The 19059-nt window shown below is 38.1% G+C and carries 18 protein-coding genes, 1 other RNA gene and 1 pseudogene; 9 read left to right on the plus strand and 11 right to left on the minus strand.

Going from position 1 to position 19059, the window contains the following annotated elements; all coding sequences use genetic code 11:
* The coding region (locus FTV09_RS07145; RefSeq protein WP_180057554.1) for a BapA prefix-like domain-containing protein at window positions 1–628 on the minus strand (628 nt) is incomplete at its 3' end.
* 359 nt (window positions 629–987) lie between these two features.
* Between FTV09_RS07145 and FTV09_RS07150 the strand changes: the two genes are divergently transcribed.
* Window positions 988–2154: a cupin domain-containing protein gene (locus FTV09_RS07150; protein WP_067762541.1), complete on the plus strand. Its 1167-nt coding sequence runs from the start codon at window positions 988–990 to the stop codon at window positions 2152–2154.
* 47 nt (window positions 2155–2201) lie between these two features.
* Here FTV09_RS07150 and FTV09_RS07155 read toward each other — a convergent pair whose 3' ends face one another.
* The 3 genes from FTV09_RS07155 to FTV09_RS07165 are packed head-to-tail and all read right to left on the minus strand — an operon-like array spanning window position 2202 to window position 5511.
* Entirely contained in the window at window positions 2202–2918 is a 717-nt protein-coding gene (locus tag FTV09_RS07155) for a hypothetical protein (protein ID WP_180057557.1), read from the minus strand.
* Window positions 2919–2938: 20 nt separating this feature from the next.
* On the minus strand, window positions 2939–4831 hold the full coding sequence (locus tag FTV09_RS07160) for an ATP-binding protein (RefSeq protein ID WP_180057560.1): 1893 nt from the start codon (window positions 4829–4831) through the stop codon (window positions 2939–2941).
* On the minus strand, window positions 4831–5511 hold the full coding sequence (locus FTV09_RS07165; RefSeq protein ID WP_180057563.1) for a response regulator transcription factor: 681 nt from the start codon (window positions 5509–5511) through the stop codon (window positions 4831–4833). The genes FTV09_RS07160 and FTV09_RS07165 overlap by 1 nt, the downstream gene beginning before the upstream one ends.
* A gap of 166 nt (window positions 5512–5677) precedes the next feature.
* Between FTV09_RS07165 and FTV09_RS07170 the strand changes: the two genes are divergently transcribed.
* Window positions 5678–6553, plus strand: a complete 876-nt coding sequence (locus FTV09_RS07170; protein WP_180057566.1) for an IS982-like element ISAba825 family transposase — start codon at window positions 5678–5680, stop codon at window positions 6551–6553.
* Between the two features lie 168 nt (window positions 6554–6721).
* Here the strand turns inward: FTV09_RS07170 and FTV09_RS07175 are convergent, their stop codons facing one another.
* From FTV09_RS07175 to FTV09_RS07185, 3 genes are all read right to left on the minus strand, one after another.
* Window positions 6722–7501, minus strand: coding sequence for a glutathione S-transferase N-terminal domain-containing protein (locus tag FTV09_RS07175; RefSeq protein WP_180057568.1), 780 nt, complete (start codon window positions 7499–7501; stop codon window positions 6722–6724).
* 92 nt (window positions 7502–7593) lie between these two features.
* On the minus strand, window positions 7594–8106 hold the full coding sequence (rraA, locus tag FTV09_RS07180) for a ribonuclease E activity regulator RraA (protein WP_067762536.1): 513 nt from the start codon (window positions 8104–8106) through the stop codon (window positions 7594–7596).
* Window positions 8107–8116: 10 nt separating this feature from the next.
* Window positions 8117–8782, minus strand: a complete 666-nt coding sequence (locus FTV09_RS07185; protein WP_180057571.1) for an NAD(P)H-binding protein — start codon at window positions 8780–8782, stop codon at window positions 8117–8119.
* 214 nt (window positions 8783–8996) lie between these two features.
* On the opposite strand from FTV09_RS07185, the gene rpsT reads away from it, so the two are divergent.
* Window positions 8997–9263: a 30S ribosomal protein S20 gene (rpsT, locus tag FTV09_RS07190; RefSeq protein ID WP_067762534.1), complete on the plus strand. Its 267-nt coding sequence runs from the start codon at window positions 8997–8999 to the stop codon at window positions 9261–9263.
* 133 nt (window positions 9264–9396) lie between these two features.
* Here rpsT and FTV09_RS07195 read toward each other — a convergent pair whose 3' ends face one another.
* The gene (locus tag FTV09_RS07195; RefSeq protein WP_373687697.1) at window positions 9397–12030 is read right to left on the minus strand and encodes a M66 family metalloprotease; all 2634 of its coding nucleotides are present in this window, start codon (window positions 12028–12030) and stop codon (window positions 9397–9399) included.
* A gap of 418 nt (window positions 12031–12448) precedes the next feature.
* Here FTV09_RS07195 and FTV09_RS07200 point away from each other — a divergent pair, with 418 nt between their 5' ends.
* Window positions 12449–12889, plus strand: coding sequence for a hypothetical protein (locus FTV09_RS07200; RefSeq protein ID WP_160255556.1), 441 nt, complete (start codon window positions 12449–12451; stop codon window positions 12887–12889).
* A gap of 77 nt (window positions 12890–12966) precedes the next feature.
* Here FTV09_RS07200 and FTV09_RS07205 read toward each other — a convergent pair whose 3' ends face one another.
* Window positions 12967–13704, minus strand: coding sequence for a histidine phosphatase family protein (locus tag FTV09_RS07205; protein WP_180057574.1), 738 nt, complete (start codon window positions 13702–13704; stop codon window positions 12967–12969).
* Between the two features lie 69 nt (window positions 13705–13773).
* Window positions 13774–14625 carry a 3'(2'),5'-bisphosphate nucleotidase CysQ gene (locus FTV09_RS07210; RefSeq protein ID WP_180057577.1) on the minus strand — a complete coding sequence of 284 codons (852 nt, stop codon included), beginning with the start codon at window positions 14623–14625 and terminating at the stop codon, window positions 13774–13776.
* A 13-nt stretch (window positions 14626–14638) separates the two neighbouring features.
* Here FTV09_RS07210 and FTV09_RS07215 point away from each other — a divergent pair, with 13 nt between their 5' ends.
* From FTV09_RS07215 to FTV09_RS07230, 4 genes are all read left to right on the plus strand, one after another.
* The gene (locus FTV09_RS07215; RefSeq protein WP_180057580.1) at window positions 14639–15340 is read left to right on the plus strand and encodes an HAD-IA family hydrolase; all 702 of its coding nucleotides are present in this window, start codon (window positions 14639–14641) and stop codon (window positions 15338–15340) included.
* Window positions 15333–15773 carry an RNA-binding S4 domain-containing protein gene (locus FTV09_RS07220; protein ID WP_067762523.1) on the plus strand — a complete coding sequence of 147 codons (441 nt, stop codon included), beginning with the start codon at window positions 15333–15335 and terminating at the stop codon, window positions 15771–15773. Before FTV09_RS07215 ends, FTV09_RS07220 begins: the two co-directional genes overlap by 8 nt.
* A 145-nt stretch (window positions 15774–15918) precedes the next feature.
* Window positions 15919–16962 (plus strand): recombinase RecA, encoded by a 1044-nt coding sequence (gene recA, locus FTV09_RS07225; RefSeq protein WP_067762521.1) that lies wholly within the window; start codon window positions 15919–15921, stop codon window positions 16960–16962.
* Window positions 16963–17077: 115 nt separating this feature from the next.
* The gene (locus tag FTV09_RS07230) at window positions 17078–17695 is read left to right on the plus strand and encodes a regulatory protein RecX (RefSeq protein WP_180057583.1); all 618 of its coding nucleotides are present in this window, start codon (window positions 17078–17080) and stop codon (window positions 17693–17695) included.
* A 98-nt stretch (window positions 17696–17793) separates the two neighbouring features.
* Here FTV09_RS07230 and ffs read toward each other — a convergent pair.
* Window positions 17794–17890, minus strand: an RNA gene (gene ffs, locus FTV09_RS07235) — signal recognition particle sRNA small type.
* A gap of 292 nt (window positions 17891–18182) precedes the next feature.
* Between ffs and FTV09_RS07240 the strand changes: the two are divergent.
* Window positions 18183–19044 (plus strand): annotated as a pseudogene (locus tag FTV09_RS07240) (YbgF trimerization domain-containing protein).
* Window positions 19045–19059 lie beyond the last annotated feature (15 nt).

Consider the following 19059-nt stretch of genomic DNA (forward strand, 5'->3'; position numbering starts at 1 on the left):
TATACAGATCTACAGGATCTACAGGATCTACAGGATCTACAGGATCTACAGGATCTACAGGATCTACAGGATCTACAGGATCTACAGGATCTACAGGATCTACAGGATCTACAGGATCTACAGGATCTACAGGATCTACAGGATTAGGATTCGATGGTGTCACTGGGTTGTCAATATCTACTCCTGGTAATTCTGGCGTTTTCTTATCATTATTAGAACTACCACTTGAACCACCACCAGCAGCCAAACCACCAATAACAGCCGCACCTCCAGCCAACCAAGGCCAAAGAATCATTTGATCAGAAGTTGCAGGAAGTAATACTTCAATATTAGGAATTTGTTTATATAAACTCGAAACTTGTTCAAACCAAAAGAGCTTACCGTCTTCATCTTCAAAAACAATATCTGAAGTTAAGCCGTCTTTATTTTTTACATAAAAATTTTCTACAACAAGTCTCTGGCCATTTTTTAATACCACAATAAGCGTATTGCCTTCTTGTAATAGCTCAGAGACATCAGACTTATCAATTTTAGCGTGAACGATTGAAATAGCATCTAAAACAACGTTTTCAGTTTCTAGATTAACTTTTACACGAGTAAGCTTATTTACGATTTGAATTGTTTGCATTTTCTTAACTAGCTATCTGTTTCCCCATGTTTCATTTTGTATTCTTTTTGTACTATATGTCAAAGTAATCGTATTTTTCACATATTTATTGACGCAAATCACAGTTTGCTTTTACATGAACTTTCAAACATTAAACTTATGTTTTATAATATTTTTTATTGATACATATATTACAAAATTATTTCCATACAACTAAAATGTAATTTTTTTATTACATCATTCACACTTTTTAAATATGTAACAAAACTTAACAAATGTGCTTTTAGCATCTTATGCGCTAGTTTTATTCACCTAAAAAGCCGCCTTGCACTTGTTAGGTTCTCAAGCGACAATATTAAAAATTTCGTTGGTTATTTTTCATGTCTCTACCTTTAGACGTCCTCGGCGGTATCACTGCTGAACAATTTCTTGCTGAATATTGGCAAAAGAAACCGCTTTTAGTACGCAATGCCCTTCCTGATATCGCAAATATTTTAGAACCCAAAGATGTTCTAGAATTGGCCTTAGATGAAAACGTCACAGCTCGCCTCATCAAGCAAAAAGACCGTGATCCAAATCAATGGTCAGTTAAGACTTCACCCTTACTCAAAGCTGATTTTCAAAAGATGCCTAAGCTATGGACTTTACTTGTTCAAGCTGTCGATCATTATTCTTTTGATCTTTCAGAGTTTTGGAAGCAATTTTCTTTTATCCCTCAGTGGCGTCGTGATGACATTATGGTGTCATATGCCGAAAAAGGCGGATCTGTCGGTAAACACTTCGATTTTTACGATGTGTTTTTAGTTCAAGGTCATGGACATCGTCGATGGCAGCTTGGCCAAATGTGCGATGCGGAAACTGAATTTGTTGCAGGCCAGCCACTACGTTTACTGCCTGAAATGGATATCAATTTTGATGAAGTTTTAGCGCCAGGCGATTTACTTTATGTTCCACCAGGCCTTTCACACTACGGCGTTGCTGAAGATGAATGCCTTACATATTCATTTGGTTTCCGTATGGCAAATGTCACAGAGATGATGGATCGTGTCGCTGATAAATTTACTGAAAATCCGCTTCTGAAAAACCCATTACTGGATATTATTCGCAAGCATGTTACCCCTGTTGGTCAAGTCACTGAAAGCGAAATCGAATATTTGAAAGAAAAGCTGTTCGAGCAATTGCAGAACTCAACGGTAATTGAAGATGCAATTATGAGTGTAATGTCAGAATCTAAATATCCTGACAATATTCCAGAAGCAGAAGAAATTGGTACAGGCGACTTAGAAGAAGCTCTTGATCAAGGCTATCAGCTCATGCTTGAGCCAGCCTCGCGTCTGCTTTATACCGAGCAAGATGGTGATATTCTGTTTTGGGCGAATGGTGAAGGCTTGTGTATTTCAGATGAGTTCGCAGTACATCTCAAAACATTAGCAGATGGCCAAAGTTTAATGCTTGATGAAACACTCTACGATGCAGATATTCTTGAGGATATTGCGATGTTACTGAACGAATCTATTCTGATGCTCGTGCCAACTGAATCAGAATAAATTTAATCAACTTAAAAAACTAAAAGGGGCTTAATGCCCCTTTTAGTTTATTTTCTTCCTAAACACTTGTTCATTAAATCTTCAAATTTATCGGCATTACGCCGCACAATCACACGATAAATCCAAACTATCAAAAAAATGATCAGGGCAAACCAAACATAACGCATAAAGCTATATTTACTTCCTTTTCCCTGCCAAATTTGTAATTCGACATTTTGAAATTGCGCATTGCTTGAATTCACTAAATCGAGCTGATTGGTCATATGACTTGGATCATTGGCGGCATTTAAGGAAAATGGATCACCGGCCATTACAAAAACAAAAGCTTCTCCTGCTTTCATTTTTTCTATACGTTCTAAATGATCTACACCAGCTTCCATGTCCATTAGACTTTGACTGCTTTGATTGGCATAAGCATTAAAATTCTTCACATCAAATTTCACTTTAACATCACCCTCTACCATAGCAGCACCACGTACAATAATCACAGCACGATAAGGGTTTTGTTCAGAGCGTGCTGTATAGTGCAAGGCAAAACTTGGATTATTTGTGACTTGATCTGTTTGTATGGACTGACTTTTGGCCAGCATTTGTGTCAGTTCATCATTGCTTAGATTCGCTTGATGAAAAATAACTTCGCCATACTCGCCTGGTTTAGGCATTGAGTCTGTTGGACTACGACATCCAGACATGAATAAAACGGTCAATAAGACTATCAATACACTCGACATTCGTTGAGGTGTAACCAATATATGAAAAAGCATTTTTATTCTTTATAAATTAATTATGCAGCTGATTTTATTTGAATTTCTGCCTGAATAATAGTTGATCCAGCTTGTGAAATAATATTTAATTTCCCACCTATCCGCTGTATACGCATTTTCATACTACGCATTCCTACACTCATCCCATGTGTAGAAACACTTTCAACATCAAAGCCTATACCATCATCCTCAATGATGAGGATTAGTGGCTCATTTTCTTTATGCGTCATTGTGACTTTTACTGTGGTTGCTTTACTGTGTTTAACGATATTGGTTAGGCTTTCCTCTACCACCCGAATAAGCGTAAGGCATTGCAATGAAGAAGGACGCTCTTTCCACGCAGCCGGAAAATTCCACTTAGATATTATCTCCATTTCTTCCATCAGTTGGCTAAACCGATGACGAACAGGTGCAATCCACAATAACGGAGAGTCTGGCACTTTGCTGTCTAAGGAAGAGCCACTATCAATAATTTGACGCAAATCATCACGTAATAGTTTCAGCATGGATAGAAACTGTGTATTGGGTATATCTTTTTCACACTGATCAACCAAAATCATTGAACGAACAATTGATGCCCCCAAACCATCATGTAAGTCATGAGACAGTTTGATTCGCTCTTGTAGGCGTACATTACTCAATTCAAGCTGATGTTTGTCACTTAAACTACTAAATAACTCATCACTGACTTTTTTCACCTCAAAGGCAAGCTCATCATTAAACTGCTCAATCTTTTGGATATTTCGATTCAGTCGTGCCCCCAATATAACCACGATGAATAACGTAATAATTGGTGAGGTGTAAGGTGAAACTGGCATGATGCCTTCTTTTGGGAAATACATCATGATAGCTAGGTCAATTACACCAAAGATCAGCATAGCTGTCAGGCATAAGCTTAAGAAAATAGAGTCTCTTCGTTTAGTTTTGAAGCTTCTATAGCATAAGTAAATATATGTAATGAAATAGAATAAACAATAAAGTAAAAAGATAACGGATGATATATCAGCATTTTTTTCAAAAGGCATCAGCATGACTACAGCAATGAGCACTGCCGTTAAGGTGGTGAAAGCGAGTTCTAAGCGTGGAAATTTTTGCCGAATAAAACGCAGCATATAAATACAGAAACACTGTGAAAACAGCATCCAAAAGATCAGGTTTGCTTTTGCTGAAAAGATTGAGTCTGGATAAGGAAATGTTTCAGTTGTTAAAGCATTAGAGATAAATAATATCCACAGAACAGAAGCCAATGCGAACCAACCAAAACTGGTATCGCTTCGACGCATAATCCAAATCACAAAACAAATAATGCCCAACGTACCAGAGAGAAATACATTGAGTTGCAGGATGGTTCTTCTATGCCATGTCAGTTCATCATGATGCTCCACATTCGACATAACATTATTAAAACCAATAGGGCCTACACCACCATTCATACTGGTATAACCGCTTACATAAATGAGCGTTTCATTATGTTGTTGCTTTATCCCACTGATTGGTAAAATCCAATATCTTGCGACATTCCAACTTTTAGATAATGGTTCTTGCAGATTTTTGTCTGTCCATAACAAATCACCGTTTAAATACACTGTTCCGGCATTAATTAAATATTCAATATTAAATGCGATTGGTTCTGCTAAACGAGCATTATTCTTACATTTCCATGACCAATCTAGCTTATACCAGGCCCCACCTTGGTAGCCTTGCCATGCAGGATCTTCTTTCCAAAGATCAGGCAATTCAGATTTCACCCAACCGTGCCGTGGCAATTCTTTATTTGATGGTGTTTTTGCTTTTAAAATTTCATGGACAGTGACCTGACATTGGTCATTTATTTCATAGACTTGAGCTGCATGAGTAATACAGCCCCACAATAAACCGAGGGCAAATAAAAATATATACCCTCCTTTGCGCATTAAAGAATTCCCATAGAACGCGCTGTACTAACTGCTTTGGTACGTTTAGTAACCGATAACTTACGGTATATGTGCTTTATATGACTCTCAACGGTATATCTAGAAACAAAAAGTTGTTCCGCAATTTCACGATTACTTAACCCTTGGGCAACTAAACACAAAATTTCTTTTTCGCGATTGGTCAATATAGATGACTCAGCGCCTTCAACGATCTCTTGTTCAGGTGCAGGTTCTTCCGTTTCAGAAATTTGTTTTAATATTTCTCTAGCAATAAAAGGATCCATTGGTGCACCACCACGTAAAATGCTGCGAATCGACAATAGAACTTCTGCATCATCTCGTTCTTTCAGCACATAACCCGTTGCACCAGCTTTAATCGCTGAGAATAGGCTCTCCTGCGTACTCCATGCAGAAATCACCAAAATCATGGTATTGCCTTCTAAGGAGCGGATTTTTTCAATAATTTCAACTCCATTTCCATCAGGTAACCCCAAGTCAACCAATGCGAGGGAAATAGGATGAGTATCAATAATTTCGATGGATTCTTTTACATTTTTAGCAAAGAGTAACTCGTCATGTTTATATCCCAGTTCAGTTAAAATTTGACGTAATCTCAACTGGATAATTTCTTCATCTTCAACAACAAGCACTGGGACGGGTAATATTACTTCTGGTGTCATGGCTTATTTCCCCTAAAAATGAAATGTCTTTTACATTATCTTGGTTTATCCCTACAGAATATCCCTATAATTAAGTAAATTTACGCCAATCTCAACTTTTTAAGTCATTGAAATAAAAAGGACCTAACCTCATTTTAAATCCGTCTATGAAAATAAAATTACAGTTATGTCCACTGAAGAATTTATCATCATTGTCTATTTAATCATAGAGGAAATTTACCCAACTATAGTCTCTGAACCATTAAGAAAACGTGGTTTTCCACCTGCTTTAACCGATATTGAAATTATCACAATGCAAATTGTTGGTGAGTGTCTCAAAATGGATACGGATAAAAGCATATGGATGTTTTTTAAAAACAATTACTTAAGTTGGTTCCCTCATTTAGGTTCATATCCTAACTTTTGTAAGCATTGTGCAAACTTATGGCAAGTTCATCAAAAAATCACAGCCCAATTAACTGCACATTATGGTCAGGATCATATTCATTTTATTGATGGATTTCCTATACCTGTTTGTCGTTATAGTCGAGCAAAAAGACACAAGAATTTCAAAGAACATGCAGGTTTTAGTTATTGTGCTGCACAACAAGAGAAATACTATGGTTTTAAAGGGCATCTTGTAATTAATTTGGAGGGTATGATTACTAGCTATACTTTCGCTCCAGCAAATGTAGATGAGCGTGATGTTGCACCAGAAATCACAGAAAATATTCATGGGTTACTAGGTGCAGATAAAGGTTACTTAAGACCCAGCTTGAAAGAATACTATAAATTTCAGTATGTTGATCTACAAACTCCTTTAAGAAAGAATATGCCGGACTCTAGATCTCAAGAATCAATGAGGTTGCTTATGAGAGCACGAAGGAAAATTGAAACGGTCATTGGTCAATTAACTGATCGCTTTAATATTCAAAAAGTAAGGGCAAGAGATTTATGGCACTTATCGCATCGTTTTATCAGAAAGATTTTGTCACATACGGTCTGCGTCGTTATGAATAAAAAATGTGGTTATTCGCCGATTCAATTTGAAAAGCTTATTTAAAGTTGAGATTGGCGTAAATTTCTTATTTTTATAGATTTATTTTCCCCTCTTTGGGATTTTAGCTTGTTTTATAGTTCTAATAAATACTAGTTAATGCTTATTTTTCAAAAAATAGAGTACTGCCAGAGAATATGCAACAGTACTCAGGCGAATTCATCCAGTTAAACTTTAACTCGCATATTGTTTTTTAAGATATTGAACAATTTTTTCAGATTCGAATAGTTCAATACCTGTGTTTGGATCTTTCAAATATGGAACTTGAATATTATCCCCCATAATTTTAAGTACTTGCTCACGCTTACCGCCTTTTAAGGGGGTGTATTTACCAGGCTTTAGGCGCAGTGCCGCCAATCCTTGATCCTGCCAGCGTTCTTTAGCCACATTATGAAACTTATGTGCCAGTTCTAATTCCGCAAGCACACTACGGACAATTCGTGTATATGGGCTTGCTTCAAAGCCCCACAATTCAAGCAATTGTGCTGGTGCATCTCGATGAATTACTTTTCGGTTAATCCAAACACCTTGCGCACCATTAATTAACGTTCCTGCATAAGCCACATAAGGTATTTTTGGGTAATATGCATATTTAGAAGGGGTTTTCCCTGTTTTACCGTAATGTTTAAACAGGTGATGTATGATTTGTTGAGATTCATACAGTTTCTCCCCTGTATTTTCATCAACCAAGAAAGGAAATTGCTGTTTACCACCTAATTTCTGTGTATCTAAGCGATATTTTTTTGCACCTTTAGGACATGGATATACTTCATAGTCCAAATTTAAGGTTGTCAATACTTCACGTACACGACGGCAATATGGTGAACCTTCAAATTCATAAAGTTTCAGTGCTTTTTCTGGCTGTTTTGGATATGGTGTACCTGATGTACCACGACCACCCTCTGCAACGCCTGAAAGGAGTGCTTGAGCCACTTTTATTTGGTGCATTAACATAATTATTCCTTTCTTATTTTACTTAATCTTTTATGGCATCAACCAAGTGAACTCAATTGATGCTGTGTGAAATTGTTTATATCAGCTTAATTTTATAAGTCCACCAATGATTCTTTGGCAATCACAATTCCGTTATTATCTGCATAGACATATTGACCCGATTGGATTGTCACGCCCCCAAAACTGAGTTCAATATTCGTTTCACCCACACCTTGACGGTTGCTCTTACGAGGTATTGCAGCTAGGGCCTGTACACCTAAATCAAGTTCAGCAATTGCATCAACGTCTCGTACGCAGCCGTATATAATCACACCATTCCAATGATTCTTCACTGCAGATTCAGCAATCATATCGCCCATTAAGGCACAGCGCATTGACGCACCGCCATCTACAACGAGGACCTTACCTGTGCCATCAGTCGCCAAAAGTTCTTTTACACGGGAGTTGTCTTCAAAACATTTAACCGTCACAACCTGACCGCCAAAACTTTTACGTGCACCATAACTTTGGAAAAATTTACCATCTAAAGATGGAGTCACCACTTGAATATCTTTTTCTGGATGATCATCAAGCAAATCACACGTTACAAATGGAGCTGTAGCCACGTTTTTCCCCTCATTTCATTTTTAGTATGCGTAAATTATCATAGATCTCAAATTTTTCGGTCTGAGTTTGTGCTGCCTCGACCATAGTATGAGCCACTTGCGCTGCTGTCACTGGCTTAAGTTTAAAAGTATCTGGTACCAAATGCGAAAAACGTGAATACAATTTCTGTGTGGCTTGCTCTGCTGGTCGTGACTCATCTCTATCACCCAACAATAATGAGGGTCTTAATATGGCTAGTTGAGCTAATTTTAGACTTTTTAGATAATATTCTAGCTCACCTTTTACCCGATTATAAAAGAATAAAGAGTTAGGATTCGCTCCTGTTGCACTCACAATAATCAGCCCTGTTTCACTGTGTTCCAACAATTCAGCTAAATGTGCATTGATTTTAAAATCGATCGCATAAAAACAATCTTTAGAACCCGCTTTTTTTATGGTTGTACCTAGGCTACTAAAAGCATGTGTATAGTCCAGTACATCTTCTTGGGTTAATAATAAAAAATCTTCCAGTACCAATTGCTGTACTTTGGCGAGTCGTGTAAGTTCCTCATCTCGCCTACGAACTACTGCTGTTATATTCTTACAAGTTTCATTTTGGCTTAACTGACGGATCAGTTCACGGCCAACCAATCCTGTTGCACCGATCACGATCGCATTTTCAATACATTTAGTCATTTTTCATACAAACTCAATGGCTTTGGACTAATCTAACGTTTTCTTTGAAATTTTTCTGCATCAAAAATGTTGTCAAAGCATGTCAAGACTTGACTTAAGCGCTCACTTTAATCACAATATGGCACTTGTTTACGGGCTGGTGATAGTTCTTCTGGAGTTGGTTTTCAGTTGTAATTTCAGCCCGCCCAGACCATCAATTTCAAGGAGTGCACGAGTGGCAAACTCTGCTCAAGCAAAAAAACGTGCTCGTCAAAACGTTAAAGCACGTCAACACAACGCAAGCTTACGTTCTATGGTACGTACTTATCTTAAACGCACAGTAGCTGCTATTGCTGCTGGTGATTACGCTGTCGCTTCAGAAGCTTACAAAAAAGCTGTACCTGTAATCGACCGTATGGCTGATAAAGGCATCATCCATAAAAACAAAGCTGCTCGTCATAAGAGCCGTTTAAATGCACAAGTTAAAGCTTTAGCTAACTAATTTGTTGCGATGAAAAAAGCCCTTTTTAGGGCTTTTTTTGTTTTTGTGTTTTTCTATTTTCTAATTTTATTTCAGTTATAAAAAAAGCCCTCGTTTGAGGACTTTTTTAATTTTATTAACTAAAGGCTAAATGTTACTTATTCAGTAAAGTTAAATTTGTTGAATTTAAATAAGCCAATAATAGATTTTGATTTGCTGTTAAATTCGTCCAGCGTTGATTTGCACCACCGGTACAATTATAGCGAATTAAGTCTGCACGATTATTCTGCAATCGCCCTGTATTTAAGTCCATACATTGGCCACTTTGGCGAATGGTTGTAGTTTCAGGATTCATCGTCCAAATTTGATTATCTTGGTTTAAGCTGCAACGTTCCAATGTAATTTTTGCAGAACCCCCATTGCCAGTTAAACACTGCCCCAAATCAGATTTACTGTGGATTCGTCCCACCACATCATAAATCCATTGTTCTGAATCATCTGCCGTACAACCTGTTTGACCACTAATAAAAACATTTAATTTACCATCAGCTAAAGTCTCAGTTTTCAAACAATTCGTACCATTTTTTATCAATGTTGCTTGTTCAAAAACACCATCACGGTTTAATACCAACTTTTGCATAAAACTGGTTAATGCCGTTGATGCTTCAGGCACTTGATTAGATAGATCTTTATAATAAACATTCATCCAACGATTGATACGGTATGCCGTATTTTGCTGGGCTTCATAACGGTCAAATTGCTGACGCGCAACTGAACTTAACAGCGCCTTATCATTTTTATAGGTATCAAACAGCATCTTAGCCGTTGGATCTAAATTCACAACAGCATTGTTCACTTGAGCCACTAGTGCTTGTTCGAGCTGCGGTAATTCAATCGAACGTAAAGCACTATAACCTGCTTCACGGCCTATTTTCACAGCAGGCTTAATCATATCGCTGTAAACTGGAATCACGATATTCGAAAGCAATTTAGCTTCTGCTCCTGCTTTCTTACAATACAAATCTACTGATTTTGGCTGATCGCTAATCGCTAAATTGACATGTAGTTTATTTACATTTGAACCCATACGGTTCGGCGATAATGCAATGATCTTATTCTGCGATGGATATTGTACATTAAGCCAGCACGATGAACTTACAGTCGCTGTATCAGCAGTCGGTAAATCAAAGACATTCCCCCAGTTACCTCGTGCCGCAGGATATAACAAACCTACTTGTTGTTCAGGGTCATATCCACCCAAAATGGTATACACAGGCACACCTATTTGTTTTGGTTTGAGATAATTACCATCTTGGCTGTTAAACCAAATATCAGAGGATTTCGGTACTTTAGGTTGAGTGACTTCCATGGTGCGGGTTTGTGTATTCCAAAGTTTATACCCAGTTGGAGAGCTTACATCCCATACTGCACGATTGAAATGTAGCTGAATTTTTAAGAATGTACTATAGCCAGTATAGTGGGTATAACGTGAGTAAGTGCTGTTGGGATAACCACCAGCCATAGAGTCACGGCCATAAGGGAATAAGTTTTTAAAATTCGGCGTACCTGTACTTGCATCCCATAATGAAGTCGACGTCCAACTTAAATTACCGCGCATTTTATTACGGTTAGCAATATAGCCCCAACCACTGTCGGCATGGTGAGACGCCCAAAAGTAATTCGTCACGCCATCCGTGGTTACAGCACCTGGATAATGGCCAAGTCCATAATGATGTCCAATTTCATGACTAAATTCATTACCGACCGAATCAATTAAGGTCAACATACCGTTACCACCACTGAGACCATGGTTGTTATAACCATTGGCATAGCGACCACGTGAATGGTGTGTTATCACAGATTGAGTCAGTTGTGGTTGAGATTGACTTGACATTGAAGCGCTCGTCACCCCCCAGTTCGCAAGATTAATGCCTACACTAAACGTTGATTTCCCCACGTTTTCACGCATATCACCTGCATATACCCCTCCATCACCCGCACTGGCTTCGTTATAAATAACACCCGATGCTACGATCACTTTATCAAGTTGGATATCATCGTACTTGGCAACTGTCATTGCAGCCGCAGGAATAGTTTGGAAATAATCTGTACCCGCCTTCTCAGGCTCAAGTAACATATAATGTCCATTTGAAACTGGCGGCTCACTTAACATACCTATGCGTATATTATTCAGTACCAATTCACCAGGTGAGGCAAAATCAATTTTTTCTTCAACCAACTCACCACTTCGTTTCTGTGCATCAACAATTTTGAGTTTTAAACCTGGTTTAACTTCATCCCAATTCAGCTTTGTGGTCCACGCACGTTTGCTATAAACCACATCTGGACGACCTTTTTGACCACTTTGATCTGAAAGTGGCATTTGACTTGGGTCATCTAAATTTACTGTTCGAACTAAGCGATTATTTTGATAAATTTCGACTTTTAATTGTCCAACATCCTGCATATCAAGTGCTGGTGTCACAATCAATAACGCATCTTTCTCTGTCGTCAAGCGCGGCATTTTTTTAGCTTCATTACCATTTGGGTCGACAACATGACTTTGCCCAAATTGAACTTGGGCATTGAAGCTTCCTTCTAAATCATTTCGTATAACTCGAATTTCGTCATTGGCATCATAATCATAAAAACCTATAGATGTTTCATCTGCCACATCTTGACTTGGTTCCGGATACTTTTGCTGTGTCTCACTCGGTAAAGACTCTCCAGAAGCGTTTTCTGCCCCCCACCTCCACCACAAGCTGTAAGTATGACTGACATAATACAAACACTTAAAGTGTTATATGAAAAACCTATCACAGTTTTCATGTTTAATTCCCCAATACACCGCATATTCGCTAAATTAAGTGATCTATATTTTTATATAAATCAATATTTTATGATTTATTTATGATATTTTTAAAAAGAAATTATTTCAATTGCCGTATTTTGTCAGAAACTGACAGACACTATTTTTCATTATAAAAACAATAACAAATTCAATCATTATGATGTGACTAATGTTTTACTTTTCAACTAAATCATGACACAACAGAAGATGTTGAAGATTTTAATCCAGACAAATTTTGTCAACATTATTTTATATTTATAAAATCCATTAAGAAAAAACAAATCCCTTAAAAAAATTATGGTATTTTAAATTAAATGAATTCTTCCAAAATATTTTCCCAATAAGGAATTTTAGAATGATTAATCGCTTTTTACCTTCACTCGAAAAATTTGAAGAAACAGAAAAACAATATATCGAGTACTTCACCGCCAAAGGTGAAAAAGATGTCATTGGAAAAGTTATATCAAATATGAAATCTACTGCAGAAATTCAAGCATCTCAGGGTGTGGATGCATGGCTTGGCTATGGTGTTTATTTACCTGCAATCGAGCGAATTTTTGCCATGCATAAAGGTGAAAGTGAAGCTGATTTTTTTGCTCGCACCCAATATCCACACGATGTCGTCACTGCCTATAGCCTAAATGGACATGATTTGGCCACGCTCATTGCAGCAGACAAATATAGTCGTATGCACCAACAGCAAGTTGCTGTGAATACCAGTCAATGGCCGCTCAATGAAAATGGTCGAGTGCTTGAATTAAATGATTTTCCAGCACGTATTCGCGCTAAAATTTAGTATTTATTAAAGATAAATTTTACTTAAAGCATCTTAACAATCAGTGAGGTGCTTTTTATAGTGCTATTAGGATGAAATTATGGGTACGCTTGTTGAAATTCACGAATATTCAATTCGTTTAATTCACCACGCCAAATCCATTTCAGTTTTGATTCTAAGAAAACATCCCCTTCAAACCAAACGAATAAACCTTCCATCATTTTTGGCCAATCTTCGCGTGTAACCATATTCTTTCCAGATATGATCGCTAAAATTGCCGCCAAAATTGTGTCGTGGCTCACTGCAAGACTTAAACCATAATCATTGGTCGGATGGGTGTTGTAAATTAGTTCGAGTACATCCACCACCCCATGAATGGGTTGTTTCATTCCTGGTAATGCATTATTTACAAAGCTATTGATAAAGCCTAAAGCACCTTGCTTTTGAAAAAATGGCCCAGCTTTTTTTATATCTAGTACGAAGCTTCCCGGTTCAACCAATAAACCTTGCTCAATAATTTCAATATGATGGGTATTTGGTTCAATAGTGACATTGTCTGCGCCTTGAATCATCAAAGCCGCCGTATCTACACAGCGTTGAATCGGGCTCGAAATACAATGTTGGATGACGCGATCAGTATTTTCAACTAAATAACTGCCCCATGCTTCAGCTAAATCACGCCCTTGATTGGTCAGTTGTAAATCATAACCAGCCAGTCCTTGTCCCCGTACCACCTCACGTATGGAATGACGGGTAAACAACGTCACCGGCGTCTTTTCATCAGGCAATAAATCAATTGCCTTCAGCATACTAGGTGGGAGCAAGTCTAAAGCCATAATCTAACAGTTCTTAAATAAGCGAGAATTAATCAGTTTAATCACACTATAGCATGATCAAACTTTTGCTCAAGGCTTGTCATCCATCTGCGCAAGCGCTTTTAAGGCCAAATCTTTGATTGCATCATTTTTGTAAGCAATAAAACCATTATTTAATAAACTATCTCGTTGGTTATAAATGAAAGTGCGCCCTTTAAAGTCCACTAAACCTCCACCAATTCGCTCTATTAGACACTGTCCTGCACTGGTATCCCACTCACAAGTGGGGTGAAAACGCGGATATAGATCAACTTGATCTTCAAGCATCATACAAAATTTATATGCGCTACCTGCATAATAGTTTGTGTAAGGGCGAAGTCGAGATAATGCAGCAAGATAATCTGCATATTCTGGTTTCGTCCGTGCACTTTGACTCAAACCCACCTGAAGAGTAATACCCAGTTCCGTAGGCGCATATTCAAACCACAATTGCGTTTGCGTATTATATTTCAGTGGCATACCCTTAATAGGACAAATATAAATATTATGTTCACAAGGAATTGCAAGCATTGCAAATGTTGTCTTCTCACCTTCCACTAAACTCAGATTGATTGTGAATTCAGGCCTTTGATGTAAAAATTCTTTCGTACCATCTAAAGGATCGAGCAACCAAAACTTAGTCCATTCATCACGTTTTGATTTATCACCTTCTTCAGACAACAAAGGCAAAGTTGAAATCTGCGCCAATGCTTCGGTGATATAAGTATTTGCACGGTAATCTGCTTGTGTAACGGGTGAATTATCCTTTTTACGCGCAACATCAAATTCAGCACCTGAACAATAACGCTGATATTCTTCTCGCAAAATTTCACAGGCCTGTGTCACAATGGGTACGAGCTGCAAAATCATGGGGTCTTGCGGTGCTGTTGTTGTTTTAAACATAGATTACCTATATATGCCAAATTTCTCAGAAAAGCCGACCATCATTTTCGACATGGACGGAACTTTACTCGACCTTGCTTACGATGATTTCATTTGGAATGAACTCTTACCCATTCGGTATGCCGAGCAGCATGGCTGCACCTTAGAGCAAAGCCAACAAACATTGTTCAGCTTTTACCAACAACATAATCATACCTTAAAATGGTATTCATCACGCTTTTGGACATCACAAGTAGGCGTTGATGTTTTGGCCATGCAAATTGAACAAAAAGCTAAAGTGGCTAAACGTGTTGGCTGCACTGAACTATTACAATATCTAAAAGAAAATGGATATCCAATTTGGTTAGCCACCAATGCCGATGCTGCTGGGCTACAATTTAAATTAGAAGAAACAGGTATCGCTCAATACTTTGATGTCATTGTGAGCTCTGAAACCATCGGTCATGCAAAAGAATTTATAGAATTTTGGAAAATCTTACAGCAAACACATACTTTTGATCCTGAAAATTGCTATTTCATTGATGACACTGAAAAAGTACTCAATGGTGCAGAGCAATTTGGCATTCAACAACTCTATTCTATTCTGCAACCATCTACAGGCAAAGCACCACGTGAGACTTGCAAATACCCAATGTTGTCCGCATTAACAGATTTAATCCCTATTTTAGAGGCGCAAGCTTCACAGCAAGACAAGGAACAAAAAAAATATGCGTAAATCAAATCTAGCCGAAGATGCGGTTGGAATGCGTATAGATAAGTGGCTTTGGGCGGCACGCTTTTTTAAAACCCGCTCTATTGCGAAAAACGCCATTGAAGGCGGTAAAGTTCATCAAAATGGTGAACGGGTCAAAGTATCACGTGAAATCCGTGTAGGCATGGAATTGACTATAGCTCAAGGTATTGAAAAAAAAACCGTGGTCGTAAAAGCACTTTCAGATGTGCGAGGTCCAGCTCCGGTCGCACAGTTACTCTATGATGAAACAGAAGTCAGTATTGCAAAACGTGAATTGCTTGCATCACAAAGAAAGTTGCATAATCTTGCGCGACCCGATCATCGGCCAAGTAAAAAAGATCGCCGAGACATTGGTAAATTTAAAAAAGAAAATGATCAACAGTTTGACCAGCAATGGTCTTATAATGATGATTAAGTTAAAGCGTCACAACATGTCGCACTGGTTGTGATTTTCATAGAACAGAAGGATGAATTCTGTCACTATACTCGGGTGGAACAGATTTAAACTGAATACATCCACTTGAGTATATTGTTTCGTGACATAGTATTGAGGTTGTAAGATGGATGATAATAAAAGCAAAGCGCTAAATGCAGCACTAGGTCAAATTGAAAAGCAATTTGGTAAAAACACTGTAATGCGTTTAGGTGATAATACCGTTTTGGCTGTAGAAGCTGTATCTACTGGGTCACTTACCCTAGATATTGCACTTGGCATTGGCGGTTTACCAAAAGGTCGTGTAATTGAAATTTACGGACCTGAATCTTCAGGTAAAACCACAATGACATTACAAGCGATTGCGCAATGTCAAAAAAATGGTGGTACTTGTGCTTTTATCGATGCAGAACATGCGCTCGACCCTCAATACGCACGTAAACTTGGCGTAGATTTAGACAATCTATTGGTATCACAACCCGATCATGGTGAACAAGCGCTCGAAATTGCGGACATGCTCGTTCGTTCTGGCGCAGTTGATATGATTGTTGTCGACTCAGTCGCTGCATTGACGCCTCGTGCAGAAATTGAAGGCGAAATGGGTGACTCACACATGGGCTTACAAGCACGTTTGATGAGCCAAGCACTGCGTAAAATGACAGGTAACGCTAAACGTTCAAACTGTATGGTTATCTTTATTAACCAGATTCGTATGAAAATTGGTGTTATGTTTGGTAGCCCTGAGACAACAACAGGTGGTAACGCACTTAAGTTCTATGCGTCTGTACGTTTAGACATCCGTCGTATCGGTCAAGTGAAAGAAGGCGATGAAATTGTCGGTTCAGAAACTCGCGTAAAAGTTGTGAAGAACAAAATGGCGCCTCCATTCAAAGAAGCGCTCTTCCAAATTCTTTACGGTAAAGGCGTGAACCAAATGGGCGAATTGGTTGATTTAGCAGTTGCTCAAGAATTGGTGCAAAAAGCTGGCGCATGGTATTCATACCAAGGCAACAAAATTGGCCAAGGTAAAAACAACGTGATTCGCCATTTAGAAGAAAACCCTGAAATTGCGAAAGAACTTGATCGTTTAATCCGTGAAAAACTGTTAACACCTGTTGCTGTGCCTGCAGATGAAAAAGACGAAGCTGAACCTGATTTTTTAGATGCTTAAACTAAACTGATTTTTACATCATAGCAATCTGACTTATTCGTGTGCATGCAAACACCTTTCAGATTAAACTGTAAAACGCCCTTCGGGGCGTTTTTCCTTATGACGTTACTTAATAATGAATGATTCAAAATTTCCCAAACTTTTAGATTATCAAGCACTCAAAGCTCAATATGGTGAAGAGGATATCGCCCCACCTCACACAGAGCGCCATAGTGAGCAATCTACTGATGATCATGTTGACTTGAGTGAAGAAGTCACAGTGCCTGAACAAAAAAAGCCAGGACTCACAGGAACCCGTTTGCGTTCTTATGCTTTTGCTGTATTAACACGCAAAGAATACTCGAAAGCAGATTTGACAGAAAAATTAGCGCTATATGCAGAAGATAGAGATGAAGTCATAGCACTTGTCGATGAACTTGCGCGTGAAAATTATCAAAGTGATCAACGTGTCGCTGAGACCTTACTTTCTAGCCAAAAACGTAAAGGAAAAGGTCCGAACCGAATTAAACTAGCTTTAAAGAATAAGAAACTCAATACAGCGCTAATTCAAGAAGAATTGAAAGAAACAGATTGGAGCATTGAAGCCTATACGCTCAAAGTAAAAAAATTTGGTAAAGCCGTCGAAAAAGATCCAAAGCTCAAGGCAAAACAAATCCGTTTTTTACAATATCGTGGTTTTGACTTAGATACGATTTTTAAAGTCATTACGCGCACAGAGTTGGATGACGATTAAAAAGTTAGGTTAAATATAAGCAAGAAAAATGAGGGATAAATGAAAGAATGTAGTATAAAATAATGAATAAAATTATTGTTTTATAAAAATGGTGGCAACCCTACCAGCAAAGCTTCGGCACATCATAGTTCTACTACCGTTGCTACCTTCCGGTCCTGGCGGGGTTTGTAGAGTACAATTGCGAAGTAACCAGCAGGGCTACCATTGCAAGAACAGAGTATAGAGAATTTTCCTAAAGTTGCAAGACAAAACATTGCTTTTGTATGACTTCACTAACTGTTTGATTATTTATAAATCAATGTGCATTTAAATTATGTAGAAAGCGTGAAAATTACACCCATCTTATTTACTTTAAAACACAACAACCATGCAAAAGCTTATTGCAATTCATGTGTTTGGCGTTTTTAATGTGTTTATCGTTTTATCAACTCGCTGTCTGTAATAAAAATATTCAGTACAGTGCAACGAGTCACTACATGGAATTTTTATGATGCTTAAAAAGCAAATTCTTGGCGCCCTCACCCTTAGCTGTTCTGGCGTCCTCTTTGCAAACATCCCTATTGAATCGCGCGGTTTGAGCGGGGCAAATAACGGAACTGTTTACACGGCGAATAATACTGCGATCCAAACAGGTGCTGGTTCCACACCTCCCCCAACGAATCTCAATTGGCAGCTAATGCAAAAAAACCAACAGCTGGAAAATGAACTACGTACGCTCCGTGGAAAAATGGAAGAACAAGATAACGAAATTGAGAAGTTAAAAAATGAACTGACTAATCGTTATGCTGATTTAGACCAGCGCTTAGAACTATTACAACAAAAAATTGAGCCAACTGAAGACACAGATACTACGGAGGATAATCAACAAGGTACTGCACCCAGCAGCTCCTAAGCCACCTTTGACCAATACATCACAGTCCATACCACAAAAAAACCTGAGCTCTTCAGCAAAGCAGCCAGTCAATGCTGGTGGAGATCCTCTTGAGCTAGAAAAAGCAGCCTATACAGTTGCTCTAGATGCCTATAAACAAGGTGGTGCAAAAAAAGCGATTGCACCAATGCAAAATTTTATAAAAAATAATCCAAACAGCGTTTATATTGGTAATGCATATTTTTGGTTAGCTGAATTTAATCTCGCAATTGAACCAACCAATTATATTGAAGCGAAAAAGAATTATGGCATTGTCGTAGATAAATATCCCGACTCAAGTCGCGCAGCTCGCGCACTGTATCAGCTCTATAGTATTGCTAAAGATGTCGACCGTAATACGGTACTAGCTACACAGCTAAAAAATAAACTTTTACAGAACTACCCTAAATCGGAAGAATCAGGCTTTGTTAAAAAGTAATTTTTTTAATAGTTT

Source organism: Acinetobacter sp. YH12227, assembly GCF_013417785.1.
GTDB classification, from domain to species: Bacteria; Pseudomonadota; Gammaproteobacteria; order Pseudomonadales; family Moraxellaceae; genus Acinetobacter; species Acinetobacter gandensis.

What these genes read in the sequence shown, in the direction of transcription:
- FTV09_RS07200 (WP_160255556.1), top strand. Translation starts at nt 12,449, where the DNA reads ATGATTAATCGCTTTTTACCTTCACTCGAAAAATTTGAAGAAACAGAA.
- FTV09_RS07155 (WP_180057557.1), bottom strand. Translation starts at nt 2,918, where the DNA reads ATGCTTTTTCATATATTGGTTACACCTCAACGAATGTCGAGTGTATTG.
- FTV09_RS07175 (WP_180057568.1), bottom strand. Translation starts at nt 7,501, where the DNA reads ATGTTAATGCACCAAATAAAAGTGGCTCAAGCACTCCTTTCAGGCGTT.
- FTV09_RS07165 (WP_180057563.1), bottom strand. Translation starts at nt 5,511, where the DNA reads ATGACACCAGAAGTAATATTACCCGTCCCAGTGCTTGTTGTTGAAGAT.
- FTV09_RS07220 (WP_067762523.1), top strand. Translation starts at nt 15,333, where the DNA reads ATGCGTAAATCAAATCTAGCCGAAGATGCGGTTGGAATGCGTATAGAT.
- FTV09_RS07150 (WP_067762541.1), top strand. Translation starts at nt 988, where the DNA reads ATGTCTCTACCTTTAGACGTCCTCGGCGGTATCACTGCTGAACAATTT.
- recA (WP_067762521.1), top strand. Translation starts at nt 15,919, where the DNA reads ATGGATGATAATAAAAGCAAAGCGCTAAATGCAGCACTAGGTCAAATT.
- FTV09_RS07160 (WP_180057560.1), bottom strand. Translation starts at nt 4,831, where the DNA reads ATGCGCAAAGGAGGGTATATATTTTTATTTGCCCTCGGTTTATTGTGG.
- FTV09_RS07210 (WP_180057577.1), bottom strand. Translation starts at nt 14,625, where the DNA reads ATGTTTAAAACAACAACAGCACCGCAAGACCCCATGATTTTGCAGCTC.
- FTV09_RS07170 (WP_180057566.1), top strand. Translation starts at nt 5,678, where the DNA reads ATGTCCACTGAAGAATTTATCATCATTGTCTATTTAATCATAGAGGAA.
- FTV09_RS07215 (WP_180057580.1), top strand. Translation starts at nt 14,639, where the DNA reads ATGCCAAATTTCTCAGAAAAGCCGACCATCATTTTCGACATGGACGGA.
- FTV09_RS07185 (WP_180057571.1), bottom strand. Translation starts at nt 8,782, where the DNA reads ATGACTAAATGTATTGAAAATGCGATCGTGATCGGTGCAACAGGATTG.
- FTV09_RS07230 (WP_180057583.1), top strand. Translation starts at nt 17,078, where the DNA reads ATGAATGATTCAAAATTTCCCAAACTTTTAGATTATCAAGCACTCAAA.
- FTV09_RS07205 (WP_180057574.1), bottom strand. Translation starts at nt 13,704, where the DNA reads ATGGCTTTAGACTTGCTCCCACCTAGTATGCTGAAGGCAATTGATTTA.